Origin of the sequence: Flavobacterium gillisiae (assembly GCF_900107635.1) — a bacterium.
In the GTDB taxonomy this organism is placed as follows: domain Bacteria; phylum Bacteroidota; class Bacteroidia; order Flavobacteriales; family Flavobacteriaceae; genus Flavobacterium; species Flavobacterium gillisiae.
On sequence record NZ_FNRD01000013.1, the window covers coordinates 101710 to 126944 of the forward strand.

The 25235-nt window shown below is 33.6% G+C and carries 32 protein-coding genes and 3 tRNA genes; 14 read left to right on the forward strand and 21 right to left on the reverse strand.

Going from position 1 to position 25235, the window contains the following annotated elements; translation table 11 throughout:
* The first annotated feature begins 41 nt into the window (after positions 1-41).
* The 6 genes from BLV35_RS16135 (at position 42) to BLV35_RS16160 (ending at position 5016) form a co-directional block, all read left to right on the forward strand.
* Positions 42-311: a helix-turn-helix domain-containing protein gene (locus tag BLV35_RS16135; protein WP_091092619.1), complete on the forward strand. Its 270-nt coding sequence runs from the start codon at positions 42-44 to the stop codon at positions 309-311.
* 4 nt (positions 312-315) lie between these two features.
* Complete coding sequence (locus BLV35_RS16140; protein ID WP_091092621.1) at positions 316-645, forward strand: hypothetical protein; 330 nt, start codon at positions 316-318, stop codon at positions 643-645.
* Between the two features lie 3 nt (positions 646-648).
* Positions 649-3039: a hypothetical protein gene (locus BLV35_RS16145; protein WP_091092624.1), complete on the forward strand. Its 2391-nt coding sequence runs from the start codon at positions 649-651 to the stop codon at positions 3037-3039.
* Between the two features lie 66 nt (positions 3040-3105).
* On the forward strand, positions 3106-3465 hold the full coding sequence (locus BLV35_RS16150; RefSeq protein WP_091092627.1) for a hypothetical protein: 360 nt from the start codon (positions 3106-3108) through the stop codon (positions 3463-3465).
* Positions 3466-3599: 134 nt separating this feature from the next.
* Complete coding sequence (locus BLV35_RS16155) at positions 3600-4238, forward strand: DUF4468 domain-containing protein (RefSeq protein ID WP_091092629.1); 639 nt, start codon at positions 3600-3602, stop codon at positions 4236-4238.
* Between the two features lie 196 nt (positions 4239-4434).
* Positions 4435-5016: a hypothetical protein gene (locus BLV35_RS16160; RefSeq protein ID WP_091092632.1), complete on the forward strand. Its 582-nt coding sequence runs from the start codon at positions 4435-4437 to the stop codon at positions 5014-5016.
* A 180-nt stretch (positions 5017-5196) separates the two neighbouring features.
* On the opposite strand, the gene BLV35_RS16165 is transcribed toward BLV35_RS16160, so the two are convergent.
* The 3 genes from BLV35_RS16165 to BLV35_RS16175 form a co-directional block, all read right to left on the reverse strand.
* Positions 5197-5279, reverse strand: a tRNA-Leu gene (locus BLV35_RS16165).
* A gap of 42 nt (positions 5280-5321) precedes the next feature.
* Positions 5322-5394, reverse strand: a tRNA-Lys gene (locus BLV35_RS16170).
* Between the two features lie 42 nt (positions 5395-5436).
* Positions 5437-5509, reverse strand: a tRNA-Lys gene (locus BLV35_RS16175).
* 129 nt (positions 5510-5638) lie between these two features.
* Between BLV35_RS16175 and BLV35_RS16180 the strand changes: the two genes are divergently transcribed.
* Positions 5639-6157 (forward strand): shikimate kinase, encoded by a 519-nt coding sequence (locus BLV35_RS16180; protein WP_091092635.1) that lies wholly within the window; start codon positions 5639-5641, stop codon positions 6155-6157.
* On the opposite strand, the gene BLV35_RS16185 is transcribed toward BLV35_RS16180, so the two are convergent.
* Together BLV35_RS16185 and BLV35_RS16190 are read right to left on the reverse strand one after the other, a co-directional pair.
* A complete protein-coding gene (locus BLV35_RS16185; protein ID WP_091092637.1) occupies positions 6149-6649 on the reverse strand; it encodes a phosphoribosyltransferase family protein in 501 nt (166 codons plus the stop codon). The genes BLV35_RS16180 and BLV35_RS16185 overlap by 9 nt on opposite strands.
* A gap of 45 nt (positions 6650-6694) precedes the next feature.
* Entirely contained in the window at positions 6695-7087 is a 393-nt protein-coding gene (locus BLV35_RS16190; protein WP_091092640.1) for an RNA-binding S4 domain-containing protein, read from the reverse strand.
* A 78-nt stretch (positions 7088-7165) separates the two neighbouring features.
* On the opposite strand from BLV35_RS16190, the gene BLV35_RS16195 reads away from it, so the two are divergent.
* Positions 7166-8146 (forward strand): BamM family beta-barrel-assembly machinery protein, encoded by a 981-nt coding sequence (locus tag BLV35_RS16195; RefSeq protein ID WP_091092642.1) that lies wholly within the window; start codon positions 7166-7168, stop codon positions 8144-8146.
* Between the two features lie 71 nt (positions 8147-8217).
* Here the strand turns inward: BLV35_RS16195 and BLV35_RS16200 are convergent, their stop codons facing one another.
* Entirely contained in the window at positions 8218-9171 is a 954-nt protein-coding gene (locus BLV35_RS16200) for a transketolase family protein (protein ID WP_091092645.1), read from the reverse strand.
* 35 nt (positions 9172-9206) lie between these two features.
* Positions 9207-10055: a transketolase gene (locus BLV35_RS16205; protein ID WP_091092647.1), complete on the reverse strand. Its 849-nt coding sequence runs from the start codon at positions 10053-10055 to the stop codon at positions 9207-9209.
* A gap of 208 nt (positions 10056-10263) precedes the next feature.
* Between BLV35_RS16205 and BLV35_RS16210 the strand changes: the two genes are divergently transcribed.
* Together BLV35_RS16210 and BLV35_RS16215 are read left to right on the forward strand one after the other, a co-directional pair.
* Complete coding sequence (locus BLV35_RS16210) at positions 10264-10845, forward strand: Crp/Fnr family transcriptional regulator (RefSeq protein ID WP_091092650.1); 582 nt, start codon at positions 10264-10266, stop codon at positions 10843-10845.
* Between the two features lie 90 nt (positions 10846-10935).
* On the forward strand, positions 10936-11451 hold the full coding sequence (locus tag BLV35_RS16215) for a hypothetical protein (protein ID WP_091092651.1): 516 nt from the start codon (positions 10936-10938) through the stop codon (positions 11449-11451).
* Positions 11452-11814: 363 nt separating this feature from the next.
* Here BLV35_RS16215 and BLV35_RS16220 read toward each other — a convergent pair whose 3' ends face one another.
* The 8 genes from BLV35_RS16220 to BLV35_RS16255 all read right to left on the reverse strand — a co-directional run bounded on the left by BLV35_RS16220 (position 11815) and on the right by BLV35_RS16255 (position 15917).
* A complete protein-coding gene (locus BLV35_RS16220; RefSeq protein WP_091092654.1) occupies positions 11815-12063 on the reverse strand; it encodes a hypothetical protein in 249 nt (82 codons plus the stop codon).
* Positions 12063-12374: a rhodanese-like domain-containing protein gene (locus BLV35_RS16225; protein WP_091092660.1), complete on the reverse strand. Its 312-nt coding sequence runs from the start codon at positions 12372-12374 to the stop codon at positions 12063-12065. The genes BLV35_RS16220 and BLV35_RS16225 overlap by 1 nt, the downstream gene beginning before the upstream one ends.
* Position 12375: 1 nt before the next feature.
* Positions 12376-12663, reverse strand: coding sequence for a rhodanese-like domain-containing protein (locus tag BLV35_RS16230; RefSeq protein WP_091092663.1), 288 nt, complete (start codon positions 12661-12663; stop codon positions 12376-12378).
* A 243-nt stretch (positions 12664-12906) separates the two neighbouring features.
* Positions 12907-13473 carry a YciE/YciF ferroxidase family protein gene (locus BLV35_RS16235; RefSeq protein WP_091092666.1) on the reverse strand — a complete coding sequence of 189 codons (567 nt, stop codon included), beginning with the start codon at positions 13471-13473 and terminating at the stop codon, positions 12907-12909.
* 379 nt (positions 13474-13852) lie between these two features.
* Positions 13853-14269, reverse strand: a complete 417-nt coding sequence (locus tag BLV35_RS16240) for a DUF1003 domain-containing protein (RefSeq protein WP_091092668.1) — start codon at positions 14267-14269, stop codon at positions 13853-13855.
* A gap of 34 nt (positions 14270-14303) precedes the next feature.
* A complete protein-coding gene (locus BLV35_RS16245) occupies positions 14304-14648 on the reverse strand; it encodes a DUF1622 domain-containing protein (protein ID WP_091092671.1) in 345 nt (114 codons plus the stop codon).
* 211 nt (positions 14649-14859) lie between these two features.
* On the reverse strand, positions 14860-15249 hold the full coding sequence (locus tag BLV35_RS16250) for a hypothetical protein (RefSeq protein WP_091092673.1): 390 nt from the start codon (positions 15247-15249) through the stop codon (positions 14860-14862).
* Between the two features lie 113 nt (positions 15250-15362).
* Entirely contained in the window at positions 15363-15917 is a 555-nt protein-coding gene (locus BLV35_RS16255; protein ID WP_091092675.1) for an RBBP9/YdeN family alpha/beta hydrolase, read from the reverse strand.
* A 295-nt stretch (positions 15918-16212) separates the two neighbouring features.
* Between BLV35_RS16255 and BLV35_RS16260 the strand changes: the two genes are divergently transcribed.
* Positions 16213-17052 carry an alpha/beta hydrolase gene (locus BLV35_RS16260; RefSeq protein WP_091092678.1) on the forward strand — a complete coding sequence of 280 codons (840 nt, stop codon included), beginning with the start codon at positions 16213-16215 and terminating at the stop codon, positions 17050-17052.
* A 108-nt stretch (positions 17053-17160) separates the two neighbouring features.
* Positions 17161-17625 carry a hypothetical protein gene (locus BLV35_RS16265; RefSeq protein WP_245712092.1) on the forward strand — a complete coding sequence of 155 codons (465 nt, stop codon included), beginning with the start codon at positions 17161-17163 and terminating at the stop codon, positions 17623-17625.
* Between the two features lie 127 nt (positions 17626-17752).
* On the opposite strand, the gene BLV35_RS16270 is transcribed toward BLV35_RS16265, so the two are convergent.
* A complete protein-coding gene (locus BLV35_RS16270; RefSeq protein WP_091092683.1) occupies positions 17753-18838 on the reverse strand; it encodes an L-dopachrome tautomerase-related protein in 1086 nt (361 codons plus the stop codon).
* Between the two features lie 49 nt (positions 18839-18887).
* A complete protein-coding gene (locus BLV35_RS16275) occupies positions 18888-19400 on the reverse strand; it encodes a VOC family protein (protein WP_091092686.1) in 513 nt (170 codons plus the stop codon).
* Positions 19401-19520: 120 nt separating this feature from the next.
* Here BLV35_RS16275 and BLV35_RS16280 point away from each other — a divergent pair, with 120 nt between their 5' ends.
* Positions 19521-19832: a winged helix-turn-helix transcriptional regulator gene (locus BLV35_RS16280; protein WP_091092687.1), complete on the forward strand. Its 312-nt coding sequence runs from the start codon at positions 19521-19523 to the stop codon at positions 19830-19832.
* Between the two features lie 154 nt (positions 19833-19986).
* Here BLV35_RS16280 and BLV35_RS16285 read toward each other — a convergent pair whose 3' ends face one another.
* Both BLV35_RS16285 and BLV35_RS16290 read right to left on the reverse strand, forming a co-directional pair.
* Positions 19987-20835, reverse strand: a complete 849-nt coding sequence (locus BLV35_RS16285) for a DUF6671 family protein (RefSeq protein ID WP_091092768.1) — start codon at positions 20833-20835, stop codon at positions 19987-19989.
* An 84-nt stretch (positions 20836-20919) separates the two neighbouring features.
* Positions 20920-22269, reverse strand: a complete 1350-nt coding sequence (locus BLV35_RS16290) for a dihydroorotase (RefSeq protein WP_091092690.1) — start codon at positions 22267-22269, stop codon at positions 20920-20922.
* Between the two features lie 529 nt (positions 22270-22798).
* On the opposite strand from BLV35_RS16290, the gene BLV35_RS16295 reads away from it, so the two are divergent.
* Entirely contained in the window at positions 22799-23041 is a 243-nt protein-coding gene (locus BLV35_RS16295; protein WP_143031873.1) for a hypothetical protein, read from the forward strand.
* 8 nt (positions 23042-23049) lie between these two features.
* Here the strand turns inward: BLV35_RS16295 and BLV35_RS16300 are convergent, their stop codons facing one another.
* Together BLV35_RS16300 and BLV35_RS16305 are read right to left on the reverse strand one after the other, a co-directional pair.
* Positions 23050-24216: an ATP-grasp domain-containing protein gene (locus BLV35_RS16300; RefSeq protein ID WP_091092695.1), complete on the reverse strand. Its 1167-nt coding sequence runs from the start codon at positions 24214-24216 to the stop codon at positions 23050-23052.
* Positions 24217-24393: 177 nt separating this feature from the next.
* The gene (locus tag BLV35_RS16305) at positions 24394-24936 is read right to left on the reverse strand and encodes a hypothetical protein (RefSeq protein ID WP_091092697.1); all 543 of its coding nucleotides are present in this window, start codon (positions 24934-24936) and stop codon (positions 24394-24396) included.
* Between the last annotated feature and the right edge of the window lie 299 nt (positions 24937-25235).

Consider the following 25235-nt stretch of genomic DNA (forward strand, 5'->3'; position numbering starts at 1 on the left):
CCCTAAGATTCATTTGTACTTCACTTTAAATAGTAAGTACAATGACTTCACAAATTTTAATTCAAGGCTACACAATAGAGCAATTAGCCGAAGCTCTAAAACCATTGTTTGAAACTCAAACAGCAACAGAGTCAAAAGAAACCGAAAATCCATTACTCACAAGGGATGAGGTTTGCAAATTATTATCTTTCAATAAAACTTCACTTTGGAAGCATACAAAAAGCGGTAAGCTGAAAAGCTACGGCATAGGAAACAAAGTCTACTATAAGAAGGTAGAAGTATTGGAAGCCGTGAAACCTATTAATCATTAATATTATGAAAAATAGGAACACACAGGCACAACAGCACATTGACTTTGTTAGAACCAGCGTTTTGAAATTTTACATTAGTGATTATTCATTTTTTAAAACACTTCCCGAAACAACTATTTTCTATAAAGCATTAAAGGTAAATCCCGAAACAAAAAAAGCGATTTGCACCGCCTTTGAATTGAATATCGAGGCAATGTGTCGGTATAAACGCCAACTAGAAAAACAAGGTTTGCTGGAGCAGTCAGATAAAAAAGTATACTGTAAATTCACAGGACACCGCGCACATTTATTGACTACCAATACATTTTTATTCAAAGCAAATAAAAAAGAATAGGTAATGAACACGGCAACAACACCAGCCGTGTCAAAAACCTATATTGCTGAATGGATTAAGTTAGATTTTTTTAATAATTCTAATTTAAAGACCGACATACAAAAACGTATTTCGGACAATATCGACGTTGTTTTTATTAATGCTTTAAATAATTTGAAAGGCGATAATAAGAACAACAGCGGTATTCCGTTTTCAGAGATAACACTTTTGGCAATGGCTTATTTTTATTCTGAGATATTCACGGATGAAATAAAAAACGAATATTATACGCTCGAAATGGTTAAAGGTTTTCTCGATGCAAACAACCTGACACCATACACCGCAATTCACGAAATAGATGTAGTTTTTTGTACAATGAAAGACGCACCTTATTTTAAACATTGCTGGTTAATTATACAAAGTGCTTGGTTTTTTAATTCTCAATATTTTGGCCACCACCAGCATATTGACTATGTAAATCACTACATAAAGACAGGCGAAAAGCTACCAACTGACAACTATAAATTTGATCAAAATTATTTAGAAAAAAAATATAATGATATAGACAGTAGAAAAGAAAAACGTATTCCTATAAATGGTTTCACATTGGTTAATCAATGGTATTACGGTATATTGTTTTTAGTATGTAATGAATTGAAATTACCAACTAAGAATTTTAAGAATTCAATAAAAGATGATAGGGAATATAATCCTTTGGTTAAGACTTCACGGCAATTAAGACCATTAGCACCGTTTAAAATTATTGAATGTGATATTAAGAGCGCGTTCCCTACTTTCTTAGACATAAAAGCTGGAGCAACTTTAAAAGACCACGTTTATAATAATTTGATGAAATCAAAAGGAATCAAACGAGGCGAAGCAAAGATTTTATTTAATACCATTTGCAATAGTGGGAAATATAAAAGCAAACAGGAAACAACCGCCTTTTTTATTGAATGTGGTTATACACCTCAACAATGCGAAAAGCTTATTTCGTTAACACACAACAGTAACAGAAAATTTATTTTCTCTATGACAGAATATGAAGCTTTGGCGATTACAAATTTTGTAACTAAGAATGATTTAAAACAAGGTGCGAGGCTACACGATGCAATTATATTTATAGATGATAAAACCAAACCGCAACTTTTACAAGTTCCGCCAAATTGCGATTTTGGGATTAAGGAATTAAACCGCCCACAGGTTAAAGAAAGTTTTGCAGTTGGTACGAAACGGTTAAAGTTTGCTTATATCAATTCGATACCTAAAGGATTAAATCTAATTTCAAAAGTCGAATATAAAAAACCCGAAATTAAAGGAATAGCAAACGGCTTTAAATTTTATTTAGGTAAATATGAATATCATAGCGCGAGTTATAATTTAAACGACTATACAGCCGATTACAGCCGATTTATAGGTAGTTGCAACGTTATGTTTAGCACGTTGAGAACATTGAATAACAGGCCGTTACAACCGTTTGAAAGACTTTTTATACTACAACATATTCGCCAAAATTCAAATTACATTTTTAATGTTCGTGCTTTATATTCAAAGTATAAACAAGTGAATTCTACATTTTTAATTTCAAAAAGTAGAAATTGGAATGTTACTGAAAATATGAACTTTAAAAGAAATATTGATTTTATAACAGCAAGAAGCGAAGCCGAAAAGCTGGTTAATATTCAATGCAACTACAAAGATTTATTTGATTTGTTAGAGGAGCGTATAAGTAATAATGACTTTGGTTATATTTATGAGTTAAGTTTTAAAGGCCGTAAAGATTTGAATAAATTGAGTTTTGCAATAGTTCAGTACTATAATTTAATATGTACAGGACACCACAGAAAACAACGAAAACAAGTTAGCAGTAACACCCTTTATAATAGCAGTATAAAGGATGTTACTATTAAGTCATTATCGTTACCAAAACAACGACAAAATGCATTTGTACAAAAGAAAATTAAGGTTTATGAAAGGGAACTAAAAGCGTTTAATCGATTAGTAAACAATAGACCAAAGGCAAAACAAATGCTTTTTATATTAATTGATATTACAGGCTTTAAAACTGATATTAGACTTAGTCGAAATGAATTTTTAATGAATGAAATAAAAACGGAATTGCTTAATATTATGGATATAGAAAATAAAACCAATAGGGCAAACGAGTTTAACGAATTATATCCAAAGCTTTCAACTCAACAAATACCTATTATAAATGACTTGAATACTATTTTTGATACTGATATACAAAATAGTATTTTCAATCAAATTGACATACAACAGGCGAATGACAGAGGCGAACTTTTCTTTCGAGAATATTTAAGGTTTCACGAAGTTGATGAGGTTAACGAAACCCCAATTTCAACGGGTGAATTGAAAGAAAAATATAAATTTCCTGAGATTGATTTTGAATAAATTACTAAAAATGAGGAAAACCGTAATAGTAATGCTGGTATTAATATTAGATTTGATAAAAAAATTATGAAAAAATTATTTTCCCTTTTAGCTTTAGTAATGCTTTTTAGTTGTGCTAAAGAATCCCCTTTTGAAAAAAGTATTTCTGAACATGTTAAAACAAATTTTAAAGACCCAGCAAGTTATGAAAAAATTTCAATTGAGATTTTAGACACTGTAACGGTAGAGAAAAAAATAAAAGTTTATGAATCAAAGGGAATGACACACGAACAATTTGACAATGAGCCAAAGGATAAATTTCTGTACTATACAATAAGTCATAAATACCGAGCAAATAATTCGTATGGTGCGAAAGAGTTATACAATGACATTGTATCTATGGATAAAGACTATAAAATAACAGGAAGTCACGCAGTAGAAGAATAATTTTAAAAAAAAAAGTAAATCAAAAAAACTAACCTAAACAGAATACCTTTTATTTGATTTAAAATATCACTAAAAGTGGGTGTTGTTTTATTTAGGGTTAAGTTGTTTATTGTATAGAATTAAAAATTGAAATTATGAAAAAAACAGCATTAATATTGTTGCTTATTACTGGATTAATAAACGCACAAGAATTTACAAACGAAGCTAAGAGTATAACGGGAGTCTTTGAGGCAAAAGATAAGACAAAATCTGAAATATTCTCATCAGTTAATAAATGGATTGCGATAAATTATAATTCCTCAAAGAATGTCATTCAAATGAATGATTTGGAATCAGGCACTATAATTATAAAAGGAATTAATGAGGTTCAGCAAAAAAGTTCTACAAAAATCCTATGTCCTAATATGAAGAATATTCCAGAATATTCCACTGTAAAATACAACCACACGATAGAAATAAACATTAAAGACAATAAATACAGAGTAATTTATACTTTGGTTAATATTGCATCCGAGAAAGACTACGGCTATGATGATTTAAATTTTAGATGCGTAAACCTTAATGGCAATATAGACACCCAAGTTAATGAGTTTAATGAAGTAATGGAAAAATTTTTGAAACAAGGTTTGATTGGCGAGAAAAAAAGAGAGCTAGTTAAAGAAGCTAATAAAGAATCTTTTAAAGAGCTAAATACAAATCTTGAAAAAGAAATAAAATCAACAATGGTAAATATTGAAAATAGCATAGTATCTGTTTCTAATGATGGTTGGTAGGATTTTGGATTTAGTATAAAAAACATAAAAGGCACTCCGCAATGGAATGCCTTTTTTTTGTTCAAATAGTATTACACAGGCATTGTATAAAACCAATACAAATATAATCAAAAACAATGCTGTTTTAGGATTTAATAAATTATATTTATACTTCGATATTCCTTAGTAATTTAGGTTTCACAGAAAAATACAAACTATGCCACGACCAGCAAATTATAATAAAACCGTTGATGATTGTCTAACAATCAGTATGACCAAATTAAAAGAGTGGGAATATTTAAAGAGAGGTTGTAAGTCTGGAGTTATTAGCTGGAGCAGAAACGGAGACACACACTCTAAAATCAATATCGAAGTTAGTTTCTTAGAATTTGAAAAATACATTGTATTAAATTACATAGCAAGTGGAGAGCCAAAAAATTATAAAGTTAAAATTATCGAAGTTCCTTCAAACTTAGGTAAAGGATATTTGTACTATTTTAAATGCCCTGTAACACACAAACTTTGTAGAAAGCTATATTTAGATAGTGGAATGTTTTTGCATCGTACAGCGTTTAATATGATATACGAAAAGCAAACGGAATCTAAGAAATGGAGAAGCTTAACAGCCGTATTCGATAAAGCCTTTGTTCCTGATGCCGTTTATTCAGAAAGATATAAGAAGTACTTTAAAACGCATTACAGCGGTAAACCTACAAAGCGATATTTAAAACTTGAAAAGAGGATTAAATTAGCCGATAGTTTTCCTAGTGGTACATTAGAACGTTTAATGATTATGTAATTCATTAAATTCATTAAATTAATTAAATAGCATAAAGTAGAGTAAAGTAGACTTGTATTAAGTAATATAAAGTAACACAAAAAGAAACGCCTTAAATCATAAGAAATAAGGCGTTTTTTGTATTTGTTGACTAAATGTTGACTAAAAAAGGCGTTAAGCCAATGAAATCAATACTAATAGTGACCACGGTGGGATTTGAACCCACACGCCCTTGCGAGCACCAGCCCCTCAAGCTGGCAAGTCTACCGTTTCTCCACGTGGCCTGAAAATAAAAAAGGTCAAGTAATAAATTACTCGACCTTTTGTGACCCGACTGGGGCTCGAACCCAGGACCCCATCATTAAAAGTGATGTGCTCTACCAACTGAGCTATCGAGTCATTGCATTCAATTTGAAATATTAGGTGTTGATCACTTAATTGTGACCCGACTGGGGCTCGAACCCAGGACCCCATCATTAAAAGTGATGTGCTCTACCAACTGAGCTATCGAGTCTTGTATTTCATTGCTTGAATGCGGGTGCAAATATAAGGACTTTATTTGATGTTTTCCAAAGTTTTTTGCTTTAAATTTGTCTTTTTTTAACAATAAATTTTAACGTCTTAGTTTACAAGGTTTTATTCTATGAAGAAAATTATATTATTAGGTTATATGGGTTGCGGTAAGTCAACAATCGCTAAAACACTAGCGAAAATCAATGGGCAACCATTTGTCGATTTGGATACATATATTGAAAAAAAAGCGGGTTTGACTATAAATGCTATTTTTGAACAGCACGGAGAAATCAAATTTAGGAAGATGGAGCATGAAGCGTTTGTTGAATTATTAGACGCTCCCGGGCAAATGATAATTGGTCTTGGTGGCGGAACTCCCTGTTATGCGAATAACCATGAGTTGTTAAATCGGGATGATGTAGTTTCTATATATCTGAAAGCGTCAATTGAGACCTTATTCAATCGACTTGTCGTTAATAAAAGCAAAAGACCCCTTATCGCCAATAAAAATGAAGAGGAGATGAAGGAGTTTATTGCTGTGCATCTTTTTGAAAGAAGCTATTATTACAATCAGGCGCAACATAAAGTTACTGTAGATGATAAAACTGTCGATCAAACAGTTCTGGATATTGTTGCGATTTTAGCTTAAATAGGCATAACTATTTTCGTTTTCATCAAAAACAACCTGAACGTGCTCTAGTAGAGACGTGGATAGAGAGATTCCTTTGAAATCAGCCTTTACTGGATACTTCTTATGATTTCGGTCTACTAGAACTGCTGTTTTGAATTTTTTCAAGGGAACGTCTAAAAAGTGTCTTATGGCGTAGATTAAGGTCGTGCCCGAGCTTAGGACGTCATCGACAAGGATTAGGCCCTTGTTTGCGTATTCTTCTTTTGTCAAAGAAGTGTGTATAGGTAATTCTGGGTTGACCTTGTTGATTTTAACTTCGCATAGCGAAACTTTTAAGGTCGCAATGTTTTGTAGTTCTTTGGCGATTTTTTCTGCAAAAACGAATCCATTGCTTGCTATCCCTGCAAGAACAACTTCATCTTCATCGACAAAGGTCTCATAGATCTGGTAGGCTATTCTTTTTATTTTATGTTCAATTTCTTGATTCGTTAAAATGATATTTTTGCTCATTTTTTTAGTTTAAAGTTTAGTTTTTGAAGAGTAATAGCGTTAAGACTAGTCCTCTTGCTCTTCGTCGGTTTTGATTTCATTTCCAAACTCATCAATATCCCTTCTGTCTTTCTTGGTAGGTCTTCCGGTACCATTTTTTCGATAGTGCTCCTTTGATAATTTCAACAGTTCTAGATGCTGGTAGGCTTCGGCTGGAGTATCATTTCTTCGATACATATCAACCAGTTTCGCACCTAAACGGCTTTCTGGAATATCTAAAACCGTAATGATTTGTGTAATCTGGTCTTTTCTGAACGTGATTTTATCAGTAGGAAAAACCTCCTTTGATGGTTTTGCTACAAGTCCATTTACAGTAACATGATTTTTTTTACATGCTTCTGTTACCATATTTCTAGTCTTGTAATATCGGACACACCATAAATATTTATCTATTCTCATAAAAATTCTAAAATCAGAGTTAAATTGTTTACAAAAATCAATCAATATTGTATCTTGCGCACTTAAAAATCAGCTATAATGAACAAATTTAAGTATTATTTTATTTTATCAATTACAACCCTCTCTTTATTTTCATGTTCGAAGAATGATACTACTGAAATTACACCTCCTAGAGACTACGCAGTACAATATGCTACTGATATTACTGATATTGAAGAATATTTGAATACCTATTATATAACGGTTTCAGATAAGCCTGGTTCTTCTGATGATCAGGATGTGGTATTTACTAAGATTCCTGTTGGAGGAACTCAACCTTCCGTAATGTCTTATAAAGGCAAAACAACTTTTCCTAAATTGCTAAGTAGAGATGTATCTTTGCACGATATTACTTATAAATTATATTATTTAGTACTAAGAGAAGGAACTGGTACTGCGCCTTGTAATGTAGATGCCGTTTTAGCATCTTATAAAGGTGATTATTTAGAGCAAACATTGGCATCAAGCGTTACTACATTAACCGCGACGCAGTTTGAAGAAGTGAAGTACCCTCAACAAATGTTAAGTTTGTATAGCGTTATTGCTGGCTGGAGCGAGATTTTCCCACAGTTCAAAACGGGAACTTACACTACAAAAGCAGATGGAACAGTAGCGTATAATGATTTTGGGGCAGGGATTATGTTTATTCCTTCAGGATTAGGATATTTTGCCTCTGGAAGTGCTGCTATTCCACCTTATGCACCTTTAGTTTTTAGCTTTAAGCTATATGAGTTACAGCGATTGGATCAGGATGGTGATGGTATACCATCATACTTGGAGGATTTAAATGGAGATGGTTATATGAGAATTTTAGCCACTGGTGTTGTGAATCCTGATGATACTGATGGCGATGGGATTCCTAACTTTTTTGATGTCGATGATGATGCAGATGGTTACGGTACAAGAATCGAAATTACAAATAATGGTGTTGTTTATCCTTTTGCTGCTATTCCAAGTTGTGATGGTAATACAAGTAACACGGCAAGAATTAAAAGGCATTTAGATAAAACCTGTCATTAATTAAGTATACACTGAAAACAAAAAAATCCCATTCTAAGCGAATGGGATTTTTTTTTGGATATGTATGTGAATTATTTTCTTTTAATAACTCTTTCTACAGCTTCAACAATTGCTTGATTGTTTAACTTGTATTTTTCCATTAATTGTTCAGGTGTTCCTGATTCTCCAAAGCTGTCATTAACCGCAACAAACTCTTGTGGAGCAGGATTGTTCAATGCTAATACTCTTGATATGCTTTCGCCAAGACCACCAAGGATATTGTGCTCTTCGGCAGTAACGATACATTTTGTTTTAGCCAAAGATTTCAGAATTGCTTCTTCGTCCAATGGTTTGATCGTATGTATATTGATTACTTCCGCAGAAATTCCTTTTGCTTCTAGTGCTTCAGCAGCAATAAGTGCTTCCCAAACTAAATGTCCAGTCGCTACGATTGTTACGTCAGCTCCTTCGCTAAGTAGGATTGCTTTTCCAATAACAAATGGCTCGTCAGCTGGCATGAAGTTAGGCACTACTGGACGTCCAAAACGTAAGTAAGCTGGTCCGTGATGATCAGCAAGTGCTAATGTAGCCGCTTTAGTTTGATTGTAATCGCAAGTATTGATTACAGTCATTCCTGGTAACATTTTCATTAATCCTATATCTTCAAGAATTTGGTGTGTTGCACCATCTTCACCTAAAGTTAAACCTGCGTGTGAAGCACAGATTTTTACGTTTTTCTCAGAGTAAGCTACTGATTGGCGAATTTGGTCATATACTCTTCCTGTAGAAAAGTTAGCAAAAGTTCCTGTGAATGGAATTTTACCTCCAATAGTTAATCCAGCTGCAATTCCAATCATGTTTGCTTCAGCAATTCCAATTTGGAAAAAACGCTCTGGGTGATTTTTCTTGAAATCGTCAAATTTTAACGACCCAATTAAATCAGCACAAAGTGCAACTACGTTTTCATTCTTTTGACCTAATTCAGTCATTCCCGCTCCAAAACCTGAACGAGTATCTTTACTTCCTGTATTTGTATATTTTTTCATTTTATGCTGAATTTATTTCAGTATCTTTTTACTTATTAGTAATCACCTAAGGTTTCTGGATTTTGAGCAAATGCAGTTTCTAGTTGTGCATCATTAGGTGCTTTACCATGCCATGCATGAGTATGCATCATAAAGTCAACTCCATTACCCATCTCAGTATGCAATAGCACACAAACTGGTTTTCCTTTTCCTGTTCTAGATTTTGCTTCTGTCATTCCTGCGATAATTGCTTCGATGCTGTTACCTTCTTTGATATCAATAACATCCCAGTCAAAAGCTTCAAATTTAGCACGGATACTTCCCATTGCTAATACTTCGTCTGTTGTTCCATCAATTTGTTTTCCGTTTAAATCGATTGTAGCAATAAGGTTGTCTACTTTTTTTGCAGATGCATACATGATTGCTTCCCAGTTTTGACCTTCTTGCAATTCACCATCACCATGAAGGGTGTAAACTAAATGATTGTCATTGTTCAGTTTTTTAGCTTGAGCAGCTCCAATACCTACAGACATACCTTGTCCAAGAGAACCAGATGCAATTCTAACTCCTGGTAAACCGTCGTGAGTAGTTGGGTGTCCTTGTAGTCTTGAATTGATTAGACGGAAAGTAGCTAATTCCGAAACTGGAAAATAACCACTTCTTGCCAAAACGCTGTAGAAAACTGGTGAGATATGTCCGTTAGAAAGGAAGAAAAGATCTTCTCCAATTCCGTCCATATCAAAACCTTCTTTGCGGTCCATTAGGTTTTGGTATAATGTTACCATAAATTCTGTACAACCAAGTGATCCACCTGGATGACCTGAGTTGACTGCATGTACCATTCGAAGGATATCTCTTCTGACTTGGATAGTTAAATCCTTTAATTGTTGTGTGTTAGGCTTCATTTTGTGTGTAAAAGTTAAACTGTGCCAAAGGTAATTTTTATTTTGCCGTAAGACAAATGATTTTTGATTTTGTTATTAGGGCTATTTGTGGCACAATTGACAAGGAATAAAGGCTGCAGCAGTATTTATTTAAGGATTTCCTTTTTACAGGTTGATCCTTTTTACAATTGGTTTTTTTAATTGATTCAGTAATTATTATCTTGCGAACATGTATGAACAATTAGCAAAAAGCATTGGAGATAAAGTAACACTAACCGAGGCCGATTTTGAGGTGTGTAAGACTTTTTTTATTCCAAAAAAAATACGAAAGAAGCAGACTTTGCTGTTAGAAGGCGATGTTTGTACCTATAACGCTTTTATTGAAAAAGGAATTTTACGTTCCTATACTACCGATGAAAAAGGACAGGAACACATTATGCAGTTTGCTTTTGAAGGCTGGTGGATTACTGATTTATCGAGCTTTTTAATGGGGGTGCATTCCACCTTTACGATTGAAGCTATTGAAGATTCAGAACTGTTGTTGTTAACAGCGACTGCAAGGGAGGAATTAATGGATGCACTGCCGGTTTTTGAACGCTACCAAAGGCTTTTGTTGCAAAATGCCTATATCGCCTTGCAGACAAGAGTCAACTCCGCACTAACAGCCACCGCTGAAGAAAAGTATACAAAACTCACTATCTCTTATCCTGATATCATTGCGCGTGTACCCCAGCACATGATTGCATCCTACCTTGGTCTTACTCCAGAAACACTAAGCCGGGTGCGAAAACAAATCAATCTTCGAAAATAAAATTGATTTAGATCAATGGTATTTCTTGTTCTAACTCAATGGAAATAAGCTGTTTCTTACTGTAGTTTTGCAATAGTAAAAACAAGGACAATGGAAAATGTAAGAACGATTGCCGTTATTGGTGCTGCTGAGAAAAGAAATTTTGCAGTACTCAAAGAATTATCTGAACAGTATCAACTTTTATTATTCGATAAAAACCAAAAAGCACTTTCAGATATTCATGAAAGTCTTTTGGCGCACAATCGCCATGGCTATATTGAGAAAATGGATTGTGCTGTAAATGCCAGTTGGGAAGCAGATATTATTATTCTTTCTGGTTTTTGTATCAATGATGCAGTCGTTGTTGAAAAAATAAAAGAAGTCGCTACCGCAAAAATCATCATTATTATGGAAAATGAAGATGAGTTTACATCGTCGATAAACAACCAACTGAGTTTTGATCTTATTTTTCCTCATTCTAAAATAGTAGAAATCATCAATATCTCTACAGATAAAAATTTAGAGAAAGAATTTCTGTTGGAAGGTCATAACTCAAAAGCTTTGGATACTGTTTCTAGTATTTTCGAAGGATGTGGTTTTACGACTTACTTATCTCAACTAAATTAATAAATAATACCAAAACGAATAATTCCATTTTATTAAGTTCGTTTAAACATAGTACGAGTTGCTAGCCTAATAGTAATGGAGCTATGGCCTATGAGAAAAAGCCAGGTAGCTAATGAAGATGATTAGCGACAACACTGTGGCTATATATTATGCTGGTTGTGCCGATGTTTGTTTACTGTCAAGGGAATGGTTTTCTAAAAATGGACGCCTAAATTTTATCTGAATATTTAATTTGTTGTAAGGTTTATAGTTTTTATAATCAAATACTAATGATGCAATACGAGTATTTGTTTGTATTAATTTTTAAACCTTAATAAAATAAAAAGCCCCAAATTGGGGCTTTTTATATGCTGTAATTCTAATTTATTTTGTTGTTATTTCTTCATATTCGACATCTTCCACGGTGTCATTATTCTTTTTCTTCAGTGGCACTGAACAACCATTCGCTCCACCGCAGCCAGAATTTGTAACGACTTGGTATAATAGAAAACCGGCTAAAAGCCCTGAAAGAATGCTTTGGGTTTGAAACGCTTGTATACCGATATAAACTCCAAGAGCAAGACGGATAAAACGCATGAAATGCCAATCATTTAATAGATTTTGTACAATCATTATATTTTGTTTTGTAAGCTACTCCAGCCTCCGCCGTTATGAACTTGTGCAAAACCACTCGATTTTAAGATGCTTTTTGCAGAAGCACTTCGAATTCCTGATGCACAACAAGTAATAATAGTAGCGTCTTTTTTTAATTTTGGAATATGTCTCGAAAGATCATTTAATGGAGCATTTATCGAACCTTTTATATGTCCCTGTTTGTATTCTCCTGGGCTACGAACATCTAAAATTACAGCTCCTTGTTTTACTAAATCGGCGTAGTCTACTTTTGGTCCGATGCCAAATAGTTTTTTTAATGTGTTTATCATTTTATTTTGTTGCTTGTGATTTATAATAATTTACGTCTAACCAAGATCCCCCGTTATAACACTCTATTCCAAGTTGAGAAAGGAAATGTTGTGCTTGTCCGCTTCTGTTTCCAGAGGCGCAACATAGTACTAAAGGGGCTTTCAGTTTTTTTAATTCTTCTACTCTTTCTGGTATTTCATTTAGCGGAATATTAAGGGAACCTATTACATTACCTCCCATAAACTCACCGTAAGAACGGACATCTACAATGGTTCCTTCGTTTTCTTTGATTATTTTTTCTACGCTCATTTTGTTTAATTTATAAAGTTAGAATTGGTCTCAAAAGGAGCACTGTTATTCAATCGTATGTATCGTGTACTCTAATTTGATAAGGCAAAAGTAGTACAAAGGAAAAGCTTTGTCAGTAACTTTTGTTACACAAGCAAATATTTAACGTTCAACATTTAAAATGCTTATTTCCTAAAATAGAAGTCACATAAAAAAAGCCTGTACGGAACAGGCTTCTTAAATAATTTATTTTTGGATCAAGAATTACATCCGTGGGTTTGAAATAGCATCGGCTTTAAAAGCTTTGTTGTTAATCGAAGCCATCGCTAACTCAGTTAATCCAGCGTCGGCTTTTTTATGCTCGTCAAGGGTCATAGCTAATAGATCAGCTGCTTTATTTTCTCCCATTGTTTTTGCAAAAGCATGTAAAGTACCATAAGTTGCAATTTCATAATGTTTTATCTTTTGTTCAGAGGCAATTATACTAGCGTCACGAACAATTCCTTGATCTGTTTTATTGATCATTTCGTCACTCTCTTTTAGAATACCTGTTATTGCTTCGCATTTTTTTGCTGCAGGTTTGATACCGGTAACTTCAAATATTTTTTCCAATCGGGAAATGTGTTCATTAGTTTCCGTTAAGTGTTTATTTAGAGTAGTAGTTAATTCTGGAGTTGAAGCATTTTTTGCCATTTTAGGTAGTGTTTTGCTCAGTATTTTTTCTGCATAATAAATATCCTTCAATCCCACTTCGAATAAATCTCTTAATCCATGAGCCGAATTTGTTTTTGCTGTTGTAGTTTCTAGTGTTTTTCCTGTTGGAGTTGCCATGATAATTGAATTTAAATATTAATATTTTGCTTTTTGTTTCTATTAAAATTAAAAAAAATAAGCTCATAAAAACTGTTAATTAACTTAAAATCAATAAAATAGGTATTTTTTAACTAAAAATAATAGGGTGTTTCTTTGTAATAACAATATGTGGTTTTTCTTGGTGAATTTTAGCTTTCTTTTTGGGTTATTTCCAAAGTAAAAAGGGTGATAAACAGCTTAGGTAATTAAAAGAAGTGTTGGACTTTAATGTCCGAATAAAAAAAATAAGCTCATTTATGCCCAGCTTGTTTCGGGTTAAATGAGCTTATTAATGATTTTTTTTTCGAAGTAAAAATCATGAAAAATTAAAATCTAGATGAATGATTTCATTCTTTAATTAGGGCTGTTTTTCCATTTGTTCTAACAGTCTGATTATTTTGTCTAATTTGTCGACTTCAATACTATTCAGTTTTGATGTCAGCGCTTCTATTTCTAGTTTGGCATCAAGATTAGTCTGATAGTCAGCCTGCGCTTGGGCTCGGTCTCTTTCGTTTTGTCTGTTTTGAGACATCATGATAATCGGAGCTGCATAAGCCGCTTGCGTTGAGAACAGCAGATTAAGCAAAATAAAAGGATAGACATCCCAATGTTTCATAAAGGCGATTAGGTTTAAGGTCATCCAAAGAACGACTAATACTGTTTGTACAATTATGAATTTCCACGACCCCATACTTTTAGCCACGGCATCGGCCAGACGGCTGCCAAACCCTAAGGTGTCAAAATGCTTTTGGTGCCAATTTTTTTTTGCTAACATAGTTTGGGTATTTGATAAAGGGTTATTGATTTATTTAAATTTTATTTTTTTGCCATGGAAATTTACCTTCGAGTTCGACCTGCAATGATAAACTCATTATCGTTCTGATAAATACAATTAAGCCTAAAATCGATACTGATTCCAACGTTGGCTCTGCAACTACTGTGGCAATTATATCAGCTGCGATTAATATTTCAAGTCCTAAAAGTATTGATTTTCCCAGCGTTTGTCTCAATTCAATAAACGGTTCTGGTTTTCTTTTATAAAACAGTACAAGTGACTTTACGAGGGAATAAACTACGCCTGTAAAAATAGTAATGCACCCTAAGATTTCGATAGTTGCTGCGATGTAGTTTATAAATATTTTGATATTTTCCATTTTGCTTGTTGATTAAAACCAGTTATAAAAAGGGTTTTGTATGAGCTACTTTATTTATTCGTTCCATATCGTAAAAAATGTTATGCTTAAAAGCAGCGACAAAATGAATCTAATTGACAGGTAAATATATAGTAAACTTCGTTTGTTTGTACAGTGCTGTACATTATGATGGAGTCATTTTGTTGATTTGAAATAAGTATAGATAATAGTATTATTTTTTTATGTATTTATTGAGGTAACAGTCGTAACATTCATCGTTTAGCATCAATTGACTATCAGTTCTCACGAAAGACTGTTTTGAATCATTTTCATAGATAATTAATTTTTTTTCTCCTCCAAAAATGGAATTTCCGTTTTGAATAGAGTAGGAGGATTCATAAACTAAAACCCCATCCGTATATCTTTTTACTGTTGTGTTTGAGATTTCTAATTGAATTGATTTACCGGTTGACTCTGGTGTTGTTGTAATTCCGGCAATTCCGCCTGAAGATTCAACCCAATTCCATTTTCCAATGATGGCTTTATTCTCAGAGTCGCTCGTATCTGTGGAACAACTGCTAATTGAAAATAGGACTAAGAGTAGGCACGTTATTTTTCTCATCATTTTAATTTTCGAAAGAAGGGAAAGAGGTTGTGTTTTGGTTGATTTATAACGCAATTCATCGCTATTTTATTTTGGTAGAACCGACAAGAGTTTAGATCAGATGGATAAAACTATTGATTCCTTTCTATAAACTCCAGTAACGATTGAAGGATTTCTTGTCCTTCGGGCCAATATTCTAATTTTGACTCGGAATTCAGATGGCCTTTCTCGCCAATATTTATAAAAGTACTTCCCCATTTTTCGGCAAGGAACTCGGCTCTTTCTACTGAAATATAAGGATCATTGGAACTTGTAATTACTACTGTCGGAAAATCTAATTTTAATAGGGGAATGGGGGAGAAGTTTCTGGTTTGTTCTGGGGTATGCGCTGGAGAATCTACATCTGCTGGTGCAACAAGTAAGGCACCAACTATTTTGTCAATTTTGTTTTCTTTTGACCAATGACTGATTAGCGAGCAGGCGAGACTATGAGCAACGATAATGATTTCGCCTTCCGCCGATTCGATTGAAGAGTTTAAGCTTTCCAACCAATCTTTTAAAAGAGGATTGTCCCAATCCTTCTGAACTACTTTTTGGGCAGTTTCAAAATGCTGTAGCCAATAGTTTTGCCAATGCGTCTCTCCTGAGTCTCCTAATCCTGGAACAATTAATATAGTGTGCTTCATGTTTTTTTTTAATTAAAGGGCAATTCTAAATGCAAAGACAATAACTTTCGGGTCGCTACAAATAGGGTCGCTTTCGGGTTTCTGATACCTTATTCTCATTCACTTTACTATTAGCAGCAAGCGTAACTACAAATCTACCATCCATTTCAAACGATCGTATATCGTTACAAAGCTAATGAATTCCATTTCTTTCCGTTATCATATTTTTTATTTTCATCGGAAGGAAAATTAGAGGATGGCAATTCAGAATTAATACGAGTCTTTTTTCTTTAATTTATATATTTGTAAAAAAACCATGCGTTATAAAATTGCGATACTAGTTCTCCTCAATAGTCTTTTGTTGGGGAGTTGTGCCTCAAAGAAAATTACAGATGCTTCTTATTTGGTTTCTTCGAAAGAAAACACAATAGCGGCGCCGAAAATGAATGTTTTTGTTCCTAGAAATTCAAAAGCAAAACAGCTGCCTGTGTTAATCTTTGTACATGGAGGCTACTGGAATAGTGGACGAAAAGGGACTTATGATTTGTTAGGTCGAAACTTTGCGCGCAAAGGAGTAGTCACTGTTATCCCCGATTATACTTTAAGTCCAAATACGGATTATGATGGGATGGCCAGGCAAATTGCTGCCGTGATTCAATGGACGAAAGACAGTATTAGTAAATACAAGGGTAACCCAAATGCAGTCTTTGTAACTGGGCATTCGGCAGGAGGACATTTAGGGGCATTAGCAGTTATGAATCCGAAGTACGGAATTGATCCTAAGAGTATTGCCGGAATTATATTGAATGATGCCGCTGGATTAGACATGAAATATTATTTAGAGGAAAACCCACCTACTACCGAATACAATTATATCACAACCTGGACTAACTCGCCTGCTAGATGGCAAGATGCCTCGCCCATTTATTTTTTAGATAAAAACACGCCTCCTTTTTTAATTTATGTTGGCGATAAAACCTATGCTTCTATAAAAACAACTAATAAGCGTTTTATTGATGCCTTGCATCCTTTTCAGCCAGAAGTGAAAGCAATACCAATAAACAAAAAGCATGTTCCTATGGTTACACAGTACTTTTATCCTTGGAGCGACCGCTTAGATGAGGTGATTGATTTTATGAATAGTAACTTAAAATAAATATTTTTTAAAATTAGTGAATAGTAAGGTAGGGTAAACAGGTACGAAGTTGTCTTACTATTGAAGTTATCAATGAGATACTATTGTACTAACACTAATTTTAAAATTATGAAAACAGTTAAAGCCGCATTATTACTACTAATTTTTTCTTTTGTACCCAATGTGAATGCTCAACAAGCCAGAGTTAGTAATGATACCCAAGTAGAAACAAAACATAGTGTGTCCTATTACCAACAAAGAGGTTTAGAAGATGCGCAATACGAACAAAAGTTTGAAGCAAAAAGCAAAACAGAGGAACGTACATTTTGGGAGGAACAAAAACAGTACGAAAAGGAATTAAAGAAAAACGACAGAAGAGGACATCGCGCTTATCTTCAAGGTAAAAAAGAAGGTTATGCAACGCACCACGACCATTGTGATAGCCATTGTCATCACAGTGAGTATTGGTATCAGCATGCAGGATACTATTACTATGAATATAGGGAACCACGTTATGAGAATAGATCTTCGAGAACTACAGTGAGTACACAAATAGGAGTGAGTACACCAAAGGTACGATTGGGAATTTTTTAATATAGAATTTACATGGAATAGCAATCAATTCAATATAAAAGACCGCTTTTAAAGTAATTTAAAAGCGGTCTTTTTTTGATTGTTTTTAGCCACAAGTAGCCGCAGCAATTATGTCAATGCAACGTTTTTATTTCAGAGGTAATTCTATTTTATTCAAAGTAAAAGTCATAGTTGAAATATCGCCAGTAACTTCATTAATCTTGGAATTTGTGAAGTACAAGTAGTTGTTATAGATACTAAAGGTATCGGCCCATCTAATTTTTTCGCCTTCAACTAATGTATGAATGCTACCTTCTTGTTTTCGGTACATGATTTTGTTGTTTTCTAAATCAGCAAAATATAAAGTACCATTTTCGTCTAGAATCATTCCATCTGGAGCTGCTGTTTTGGCTACTAATTTCACTGACTTTTCTACTTCTTTATTAGTTCCATTGGCTAATGCTTTTGTGGATACTGAATATAAACTATACCCCGTTAGAGCATGATAGTAGAGTAGGTCATTTTTTGTGTCTAATGCAATTCCGTCAGAATTAATCGTATTCTCCCATTTTTTGTCGCCAAAAGTTAAATAGGCTTGTTCTGCTTTTGTAGAGAAATGATTGTCTAAAACTCTAGTAGTTATTCCAGTAGTCATGTCTAGTACAATTAAACCAGCTCTACCAGAATCAGTACAATAGATTTTATTATGTTTTTTGTCTACGCGTAAATCGTTAATGTAAGAATTAGGGTAGTAACTACCTTTTTGTAACAGATAGGTTTTTTCTAATTTGTTATCACTTAGATTAAAAACAAAAAGTCGGGGTGCGTCGAGAACGGCACCAAATAGAGGGCTACGTGTGTCTAATACATAAAGCATATTTTCGAAAGCAACGACAGATTGTACGCCGATAAACTTATGATCTTCAGCCGTGTTACCAATTTCCCAGGAATTCCATTCTTTATTAGGAAAGGCTATTTTCTGATTGTCTTTGGTAATTTCAACAACTGAATTGTCAATCCCTTTTCTCCATCGAGGGAAGTTTACGAAAATTCGTCCTGCAGTACTCACAGTAACGCCTGTAACTTGCTGTCCTACGAATTCAGCAACTTGTTGTACTTGTGCGGTAAGACTGTCAGCTTGTTTTGATACTTCGGTGTCTGTTTTCTTGTTTGTGGCTTCTTTACAAGAAACAACTATTATAAAAAGAGAGAGTAGATAAAGACTTTTTTTCATTTTAGTTAAATTTGAAAACGTCCAATAGAATTTATTGGACGTTTTGTTTTTATTTCGTGTAGGCTCCCGAAGAATACGTTAGTTCATAACTGTGTGTGTATATTTCGAAAACAATTCCAAAAGGATCTTCGACGTAACACATTTTGAATGGTTTGTCTTTTGGATAATATTCTCTAATAGGCATTCTTTGTTTACCACCGTAAGATACAATTTTTTCGATAAGGTCTTCAATGTTTGGATCTTGTACACAAAAATGAAAAAGTCCCGTATTGAAAGGATTGAATTCTGGGGCTTCTTTAACTCCGTTAGGGAAAGAGAATAATTCGATTCCTATACCATCTGAAGTTGCTAAATGTGCAATTTCAAATTCTTCCCAATCTTCACCAAAAACGTCAATACACATTTGGCCAATAGCCGTTTCTTTTTCTTTCTTTACTGTAGAAGGTTCCATAATAATGTACCAGCCCATTACTTCGGAGTAGAATTTAACGGCCTCTTTTATATTCGGAACTGTAATCCCGATATGTGAAAATGATTTTGGGTAATTTGTATTTGTTGTCATATGTTATAGTATTTGATTGCAAAATTAGGCTATATTTGCATAATTAGCAAGTACTAACCATAAAGTACTATAGTTACTTAAAAGAGTAAAATGTAGATTATCAATATATTAAAAGTTAAAATGAGCGAAAAAAATTATTGTCCACTTAATTATACAATGAGTTTAATAGGGACTAAATGGAAACCTTTAATTTTATTTCATCTATTGGATGGAGGTTTGCGTTCCGGATTGCTGCAAAAGCAGATCTCAGGTATTTCAAATAAAATGTTTACGCAAACCGTCAGGGAATTAGAAAAGGACGGCCTTATTTCTAGAAAAGTTTTTCCAGTGGTTCCGCCAAAAGTAGAATACACATTAAGCGAGAGAGGAAGATCGCTAGAACCTATTCTGCGAAGCTTGGATGCTTGGGGTATTGAAGATGGCTCAAAATAGTTTAAGGAGGTTGTTTGATTTAGTTATGAACTATAGTAAGTAGATGGATGCAGTATTGTGAGGTTTGTATGTTTTTTTTTAAAGTAGTCCATAAATAAACGAAACAAAAATTGTGTTCTTAAGCTTGGCTACTTAACGAAAGCTCTCAAAGAGGTTATGGGTTGCAATAGTCACAATACATAGGGTCTTCGGTTGTTTTATTATGTGGGTACATTTCTTCTTTTGTGTATTGACAATGTTGGCACGTATAAATGTAGCTTAATGTTGAATTGGTAGTCGATCTACATAAGCTACACTTTAAGCCTTTTTTAGCGTCTGTAATTCCAAAACCTGGGATATTACATTGAGGACAACAAGAATTTATCTTTTCAACCAGTTTTTTAGTTGCGTTTTGAATTACAGTCATCCGGCTAGGATTGTACATGGCACGCATATCTGTTTCAACATAAACTTTGTTAAACGTTTCATGTAACAAATGAAAAGTATTTTTCAGATCTTTTAGGTTTGTAATACCTTTGATTATTGTACTATTTTCTGATTTTGATGGGCGAAGGATTAATCCGTGGGAAGGGAATTGTACTAGTTGAGCAAAGTCCAATAGTTCTTGTTCATTCGTAATTTCACTTCCGTTAAAATTGGTTTCCATACTCAGTTCTCTGACTATTATTTCCAAGTTGTTTTTTGTATCGATAAATATTAAAAACTCATCATCTGCACTTGCAATAAATATGGAAGGGTGAGCGCCAAAAGAACCTTCACTTGCTACACCTAAATCGCAGTTGCTTAGTTTCATTGCTAAAAGGCATTTTTGCCTTGCAGTTGCTATCGGGTCGAGTTCTCTCTCTATTTCTCCTGTAAAAGTGCCTAATAGGTCTGTGTCAAAATTTTCATTAACAAAGCAGATTACTCCAAGACTTTTTTCTAGTAAAGGAGCAATTACTTTTTCCTTTTCGTGCTTAGTAGCGATTAAGAGTCTTCTGTTTTTAAATAATAGGGTACTCATATAGTTTGGGGTGATTATGATATTTTGTGGCTTTTTGTAATCTATCATTAACTGATTTTCCTAATTCAAAATCTGGGAATTAACTTATTTTTTATTGTCAAAGTCTATTGCCATACCGAAGGTGTCTTCATGGAATTCTCCGTGGTCATAAACAAGTTTTCCGTTTACAAAAGTCTGTATTACTTTGGTAGTAAAAGTGGTGCCTTCCAATGGTGACCAACCACATTTGTACAAGAGGTTGTCCTTAGCAACTGTCCAGTGGCTATTCAAGTCCACCAAGGTCAAGTCGGCGAAATAGCCTTCTCGGATAAATCCTCTGTTTGTCATACGATAGAGGATAGCAGGATTGTGGCACATTTTTTCAACTATTTTTTCTAAAGAAATGAGTCCTTGTTTATAAAACTCTAACATGCAATTGAGCGAATGCTGGACCATTGGTGCACCTGACATAGATTGAAAATAGGGTTTTTGCTTTTCCTCCAAAGTATGTGGTGCGTGGTCGGTGGTGATGATGTCAATTCGATCGTCAAGTAGCGCCTTTAATAAGCCTTCTTTGTCTTGTTCTGTTTTTATCGCGGGATTCCATTTGATAAGCATCCCTAATCTTTCATAATCTTTGTCCGAAAACCAAAGATGATGCACCGAAACTTCGGTTGTTATTTTTTTCTCTTGTAACGGTATGTCATTCTGAAACAGATGAGTTTCTGCTTCTGTAGTTAAGTGTAGAATATGTAATCGGGCGTTGTGTTTTTTAGCCAAATCAATCGCACGCTTGGTCGCTTCGTAACAGCCTTTGGTACTTCTAATAATTGGATGATACTTAATGGGAACGTCTTCACCATATTGTTCTCTAAAAGCCTGTTCGTTTGCTTCTATTATTTCTTCTTTTTCGGAATGAATAGCAATAATGGATTTGCAGTTGGCAAATAATTTTTCCATTGTTTCTGGATTGTCAGCAAGTAGGTTTCCTTTTTTTGTAAAGTACAAGCCGTCATCAGAAACCCCAATAAATTGACTGGTATCGGTTTTTATAATTTCATCAATATTGTCTCCATTAACCCCCATGAAGAACGAATAGTTAGCTAAGGACTTTTTTGAAGCAATAGCATACTTTTCTTTTAGGCTTTCTACGGTCAAAATATTAGGAAGCGTATTTGGCATATCAATAAAAGAAGTCACTCCTCCTGCTACAGCTGCTTTACTTTCTGTATATAAATCGCCTTTATGTGTAAGTCCAGGGTCTCTAAAATGAACTTGTCCGTCAATAATTCCTGGTAATAGGTGTTTACCGGTTCCGTCAATGATTTTATAAGTAGGATCAATATCGATAGTGCCTATCTTGCGAATAACTCCGTCCGCTATTAGCACGTCTACGATAAATGATTTTCCCTCATTTACAATCGTTGTATTCTTAATTAGAATTCTTTGATTCATGGTTTGTTGCTTGTCTTTGGGTTCTTGTGAGCCGATTTTGTTGATTGAATGAAGATAGGAACTAAATCAATAATGTATTAAATAGTCCGCTGGTTCAAAACCGGTTTTAGTGGCTGTTTTTTTTGCTATCGTTTTATTATCTTCTTTTACTAAATCTAATAGGATCCAATCATTATTTTTAAACTTCAAATTTATTTGGACCATAAAGAAAACAATCCCTAATTGGGGTGTAGCTGCATAAAATAATTTCTTATGGGGTATCCATTATTTCAGGACCTATTTCATCACTTTTTGGGACTGTGGTTTTTTTTTATTTGATTTTTTTAGCTGCAAAATTAAGAATCTTAATTCATAATTTTTTATATATATTTATAATGTAATGCATAAATTATATTTATGAACAATGCATTAAATCAACTTAGGGTAGAAATGGAAATTGTGCAAACACATAGCGCTTCATAGTCTTCGGAAGTGTTGCACTTAACATGGGCTGGTACTTGTATTGAGCTAAATAATTTTCAAGACCAGTTTGAGATTACACACGGAAGTGGTTGGTCGAGAGATTACAGCAGTAGTAGAACGTAGTACCAGTCAAGTGTATGCCATTAATTACAAAACGATGGAGTATAAAGGACAATTGACTGGTAGGTTAAAAATTTCAGTAGTTTCAGCAGGGAAATATATAATGTCTTATTTTCTTTCTGATTTCATGAAGGAAAATAACGGTCTAAAGTTCATAATTGATGAAGGCAATATTTTTTTTAAACATTAAAATCCTCATTATTTTGATACTATATATTTTCTTAAATCAGAGGTGAGAATATCACTTAATTCCTTTTTATTACTGGCAGCACTTTCAATAAAAGCAAATCCAAATACAGGGTATTTATTTATATCTAATTCACGAATTAATACAGGTTTTTCAAAATCATTTGCAAGATCTAAATACTTAAATTTTACAATATCTGAAGGGATTATGCCCGAATTATTATCCAAAATAATGACACTAAATATTTTAGTCTCTTTTCCTTTAAATATAGTGTCCCAGTCCGGTTTTGTGTTTTCAAAAAAGCATTTGTATTCATTAAATCCTAAAGTTACTCCTAAAAGATCAGCTGTGGTACAAAAGCCACCGAATCGTAAAGGGTTTATTTCAATAGGGATTATTTTTCCGTCTTTATCTATTCGTACTTCTGCATGAGCAGGGAAGTTTTTTAAGTTTAACGCTGCACCAATTTTACTTAAAAAAGATTCAAGTTCAATTTTATACTTTTTAATTATCTCTTTTGATGTTGAATAAACCCTATCGCTTGTGTCTGTGCCAGATGAAAAAAGGTGATGTAAAACGTTTAACAAAACAGCATCTCCATTGTTGTCATAATAATAATCGATTGCATACTCTTCTCCTTGAATAAATTCCTCGATAATAAAATGGCTTGTGTTTAATACATTTTCAGGAAATATACTTTTAAGTTTTTCTGGTTGTAATTCACTTTTAGCATTTATCCAGTCTTTTTCATTTTCCACAATATGAACTCCTATACTAAAGAAACCAACAGCAGGTTTAATTACAAACGGGAAACGGATTTCATCATCAGACAATCGTTGGATTTCTTCAATACTTATTTGTTTGAAATAAAAGTCGGGAAAAAGACCTTTAATTAGTTCTCTAAACTTTACTTTATTTTTTAAAATTTTTAGTTGATTTGATAATTCACTCTCTCCATAGTTTTGATCGATCCAGGCTAGTGCGTTCTCTGAATTGCTATAAATAGAAATTTGTGGATTCTTTTTTAGTAAGACGATTGCTTCGTCTTCCTCTATCCATTGTAACGAATCATCTTGTACTAATTCTTTGGCTACTTTGGTTGCAATTATTTTAAAATTATTGTTTCTGATTGTATCAATAAGAAAATCGGAAACAAAGGGTTTGTCGATTAAAAACATACTATTTAGTTATTTTTTGTTATGTACTGTATAGCGTTTGCTAGCTACACGATGCAGAAGGGTTCGCAATCTGAGTGTTTTCGACTAAACAGAAACATCTTTGCGAAACGATAATTCTACTAAAGTTTTGTGTATTTTGTAACTGCGGTCGTGCGTTCGGCTTTTTAGTTAGTAAATTTAATCATTTAGAGGCTTCCAATTTCCTTTTTTAAAATACATATTATCGAATTTGTCGGAATAGAAAACCAAATAAAAACTCCAAGCACTTCTATAAGTTGTTGGATTACTTTTTATTATATGAATTGTTGGTTGTTCCATATTTATTATAAGTCTTACTGATTTATAAATATAAGGCTCTGTTGTTGAAATTGTCCCTTTATAAGTTTTCAAAACTCTTTCTTTGTCCGTAACATAAAAATATAAGCTGTCATTCTGTTTAATTTCAAATCTATACTTGTCATATTGCCAATTTGCCTGTTTGCCTTTGAAAAAGTCCCTGTCAATAATATACTGTCCATAATAGTCTTCTTTATCAAGTTCTGTTTTAGCTGTCAGCCATTGAATCGTTCCTGAAAAAACAACAAGTCCAATTATACCAAACCAAATAGCCCCAAGAGTCTTCCCAAATACTTTCTTTTTTGAAAATAACCAAATTAGCAAAAGGATAACTGATAATGGTAAAAGAATAAAAATGAAAAATAAATTAAATCCAAAACCCATTTCTTTCAATTTTTAAAAGCTCGTTTTCTGCTCTGTTTCTGTTTAATCTGTCGCGCAACTTGTATATACTCGGCGCTCAATAGCAACTATCCACCTAATATAGAATAGAGATTCGCTTTTGAGTAGCGTATTTATTTCAAATATATAAACAATTTTTTTATTACAAATCATCGAATGGACTTTTAGTTATTATCGTTTTTGTAGAACGAAATGTTTTTTTTAAAATAGTCGTTCTCGCTTTTGCGTGAGGGATAGTAGCGGCATCTCCCGATTTAGAAAAACAAGGCTTTTGGCCGTAG

What these genes read in the sequence shown, in the direction of transcription:
- BLV35_RS16270 (WP_091092683.1), bottom strand. Translation starts at nt 18,838, where the DNA reads ATGAAAAAAAGTCTTTATCTACTCTCTCTTTTTATAATAGTTGTTTCT.
- BLV35_RS16225 (WP_091092660.1), bottom strand. Translation starts at nt 12,374, where the DNA reads ATGATAAACACATTAAAAAAACTATTTGGCATCGGACCAAAAGTAGAC.
- BLV35_RS16205 (WP_091092647.1), bottom strand. Translation starts at nt 10,055, where the DNA reads ATGAAGCCTAACACACAACAATTAAAGGATTTAACTATCCAAGTCAGA.
- BLV35_RS16145 (WP_091092624.1), top strand. Translation starts at nt 649, where the DNA reads ATGAACACGGCAACAACACCAGCCGTGTCAAAAACCTATATTGCTGAA.
- BLV35_RS16180 (WP_091092635.1), top strand. Translation starts at nt 5,639, where the DNA reads ATGAAGAAAATTATATTATTAGGTTATATGGGTTGCGGTAAGTCAACA.
- BLV35_RS16265 (WP_245712092.1), top strand. Translation starts at nt 17,161, where the DNA reads ATGAAAACAGTTAAAGCCGCATTATTACTACTAATTTTTTCTTTTGTA.
- BLV35_RS16135 (WP_091092619.1), top strand. Translation starts at nt 42, where the DNA reads ATGACTTCACAAATTTTAATTCAAGGCTACACAATAGAGCAATTAGCC.
- BLV35_RS16255 (WP_091092675.1), bottom strand. Translation starts at nt 15,917, where the DNA reads ATGAAGCACACTATATTAATTGTTCCAGGATTAGGAGACTCAGGAGAG.
- BLV35_RS16235 (WP_091092666.1), bottom strand. Translation starts at nt 13,473, where the DNA reads ATGGCAACTCCAACAGGAAAAACACTAGAAACTACAACAGCAAAAACA.
- BLV35_RS16280 (WP_091092687.1), top strand. Translation starts at nt 19,521, where the DNA reads ATGAGCGAAAAAAATTATTGTCCACTTAATTATACAATGAGTTTAATA.
- BLV35_RS16250 (WP_091092673.1), bottom strand. Translation starts at nt 15,249, where the DNA reads ATGAGAAAAATAACGTGCCTACTCTTAGTCCTATTTTCAATTAGCAGT.
- BLV35_RS16230 (WP_091092663.1), bottom strand. Translation starts at nt 12,663, where the DNA reads ATGAGCGTAGAAAAAATAATCAAAGAAAACGAAGGAACCATTGTAGAT.
- BLV35_RS16240 (WP_091092668.1), bottom strand. Translation starts at nt 14,269, where the DNA reads ATGTTAGCAAAAAAAAATTGGCACCAAAAGCATTTTGACACCTTAGGG.
- BLV35_RS16285 (WP_091092768.1), bottom strand. Translation starts at nt 20,835, where the DNA reads ATGAGTACCCTATTATTTAAAAACAGAAGACTCTTAATCGCTACTAAG.
- BLV35_RS16155 (WP_091092629.1), top strand. Translation starts at nt 3,600, where the DNA reads ATGAAAAAAACAGCATTAATATTGTTGCTTATTACTGGATTAATAAAC.
- BLV35_RS16220 (WP_091092654.1), bottom strand. Translation starts at nt 12,063, where the DNA reads ATGATTGTACAAAATCTATTAAATGATTGGCATTTCATGCGTTTTATC.
- BLV35_RS16275 (WP_091092686.1), bottom strand. Translation starts at nt 19,400, where the DNA reads ATGACAACAAATACAAATTACCCAAAATCATTTTCACATATCGGGATT.
- BLV35_RS16160 (WP_091092632.1), top strand. Translation starts at nt 4,435, where the DNA reads ATGCCACGACCAGCAAATTATAATAAAACCGTTGATGATTGTCTAACA.
- BLV35_RS16300 (WP_091092695.1), bottom strand. Translation starts at nt 24,216, where the DNA reads ATGTTTTTAATCGACAAACCCTTTGTTTCCGATTTTCTTATTGATACA.
- BLV35_RS16150 (WP_091092627.1), top strand. Translation starts at nt 3,106, where the DNA reads ATGAAAAAATTATTTTCCCTTTTAGCTTTAGTAATGCTTTTTAGTTGT.
- BLV35_RS16140 (WP_091092621.1), top strand. Translation starts at nt 316, where the DNA reads ATGAAAAATAGGAACACACAGGCACAACAGCACATTGACTTTGTTAGA.
- BLV35_RS16305 (WP_091092697.1), bottom strand. Translation starts at nt 24,936, where the DNA reads ATGGGTTTTGGATTTAATTTATTTTTCATTTTTATTCTTTTACCATTA.
- BLV35_RS16190 (WP_091092640.1), bottom strand. Translation starts at nt 7,087, where the DNA reads ATGAGAATAGATAAATATTTATGGTGTGTCCGATATTACAAGACTAGA.
- BLV35_RS16195 (WP_091092642.1), top strand. Translation starts at nt 7,166, where the DNA reads ATGAACAAATTTAAGTATTATTTTATTTTATCAATTACAACCCTCTCT.
- BLV35_RS16290 (WP_091092690.1), bottom strand. Translation starts at nt 22,269, where the DNA reads ATGAATCAAAGAATTCTAATTAAGAATACAACGATTGTAAATGAGGGA.
- BLV35_RS16210 (WP_091092650.1), top strand. Translation starts at nt 10,264, where the DNA reads ATGTATGAACAATTAGCAAAAAGCATTGGAGATAAAGTAACACTAACC.
- BLV35_RS16215 (WP_091092651.1), top strand. Translation starts at nt 10,936, where the DNA reads ATGGAAAATGTAAGAACGATTGCCGTTATTGGTGCTGCTGAGAAAAGA.
- BLV35_RS16185 (WP_091092637.1), bottom strand. Translation starts at nt 6,649, where the DNA reads ATGAGCAAAAATATCATTTTAACGAATCAAGAAATTGAACATAAAATA.
- BLV35_RS16245 (WP_091092671.1), bottom strand. Translation starts at nt 14,648, where the DNA reads ATGGAAAATATCAAAATATTTATAAACTACATCGCAGCAACTATCGAA.
- BLV35_RS16200 (WP_091092645.1), bottom strand. Translation starts at nt 9,171, where the DNA reads ATGAAAAAATATACAAATACAGGAAGTAAAGATACTCGTTCAGGTTTT.
- BLV35_RS16260 (WP_091092678.1), top strand. Translation starts at nt 16,213, where the DNA reads ATGCGTTATAAAATTGCGATACTAGTTCTCCTCAATAGTCTTTTGTTG.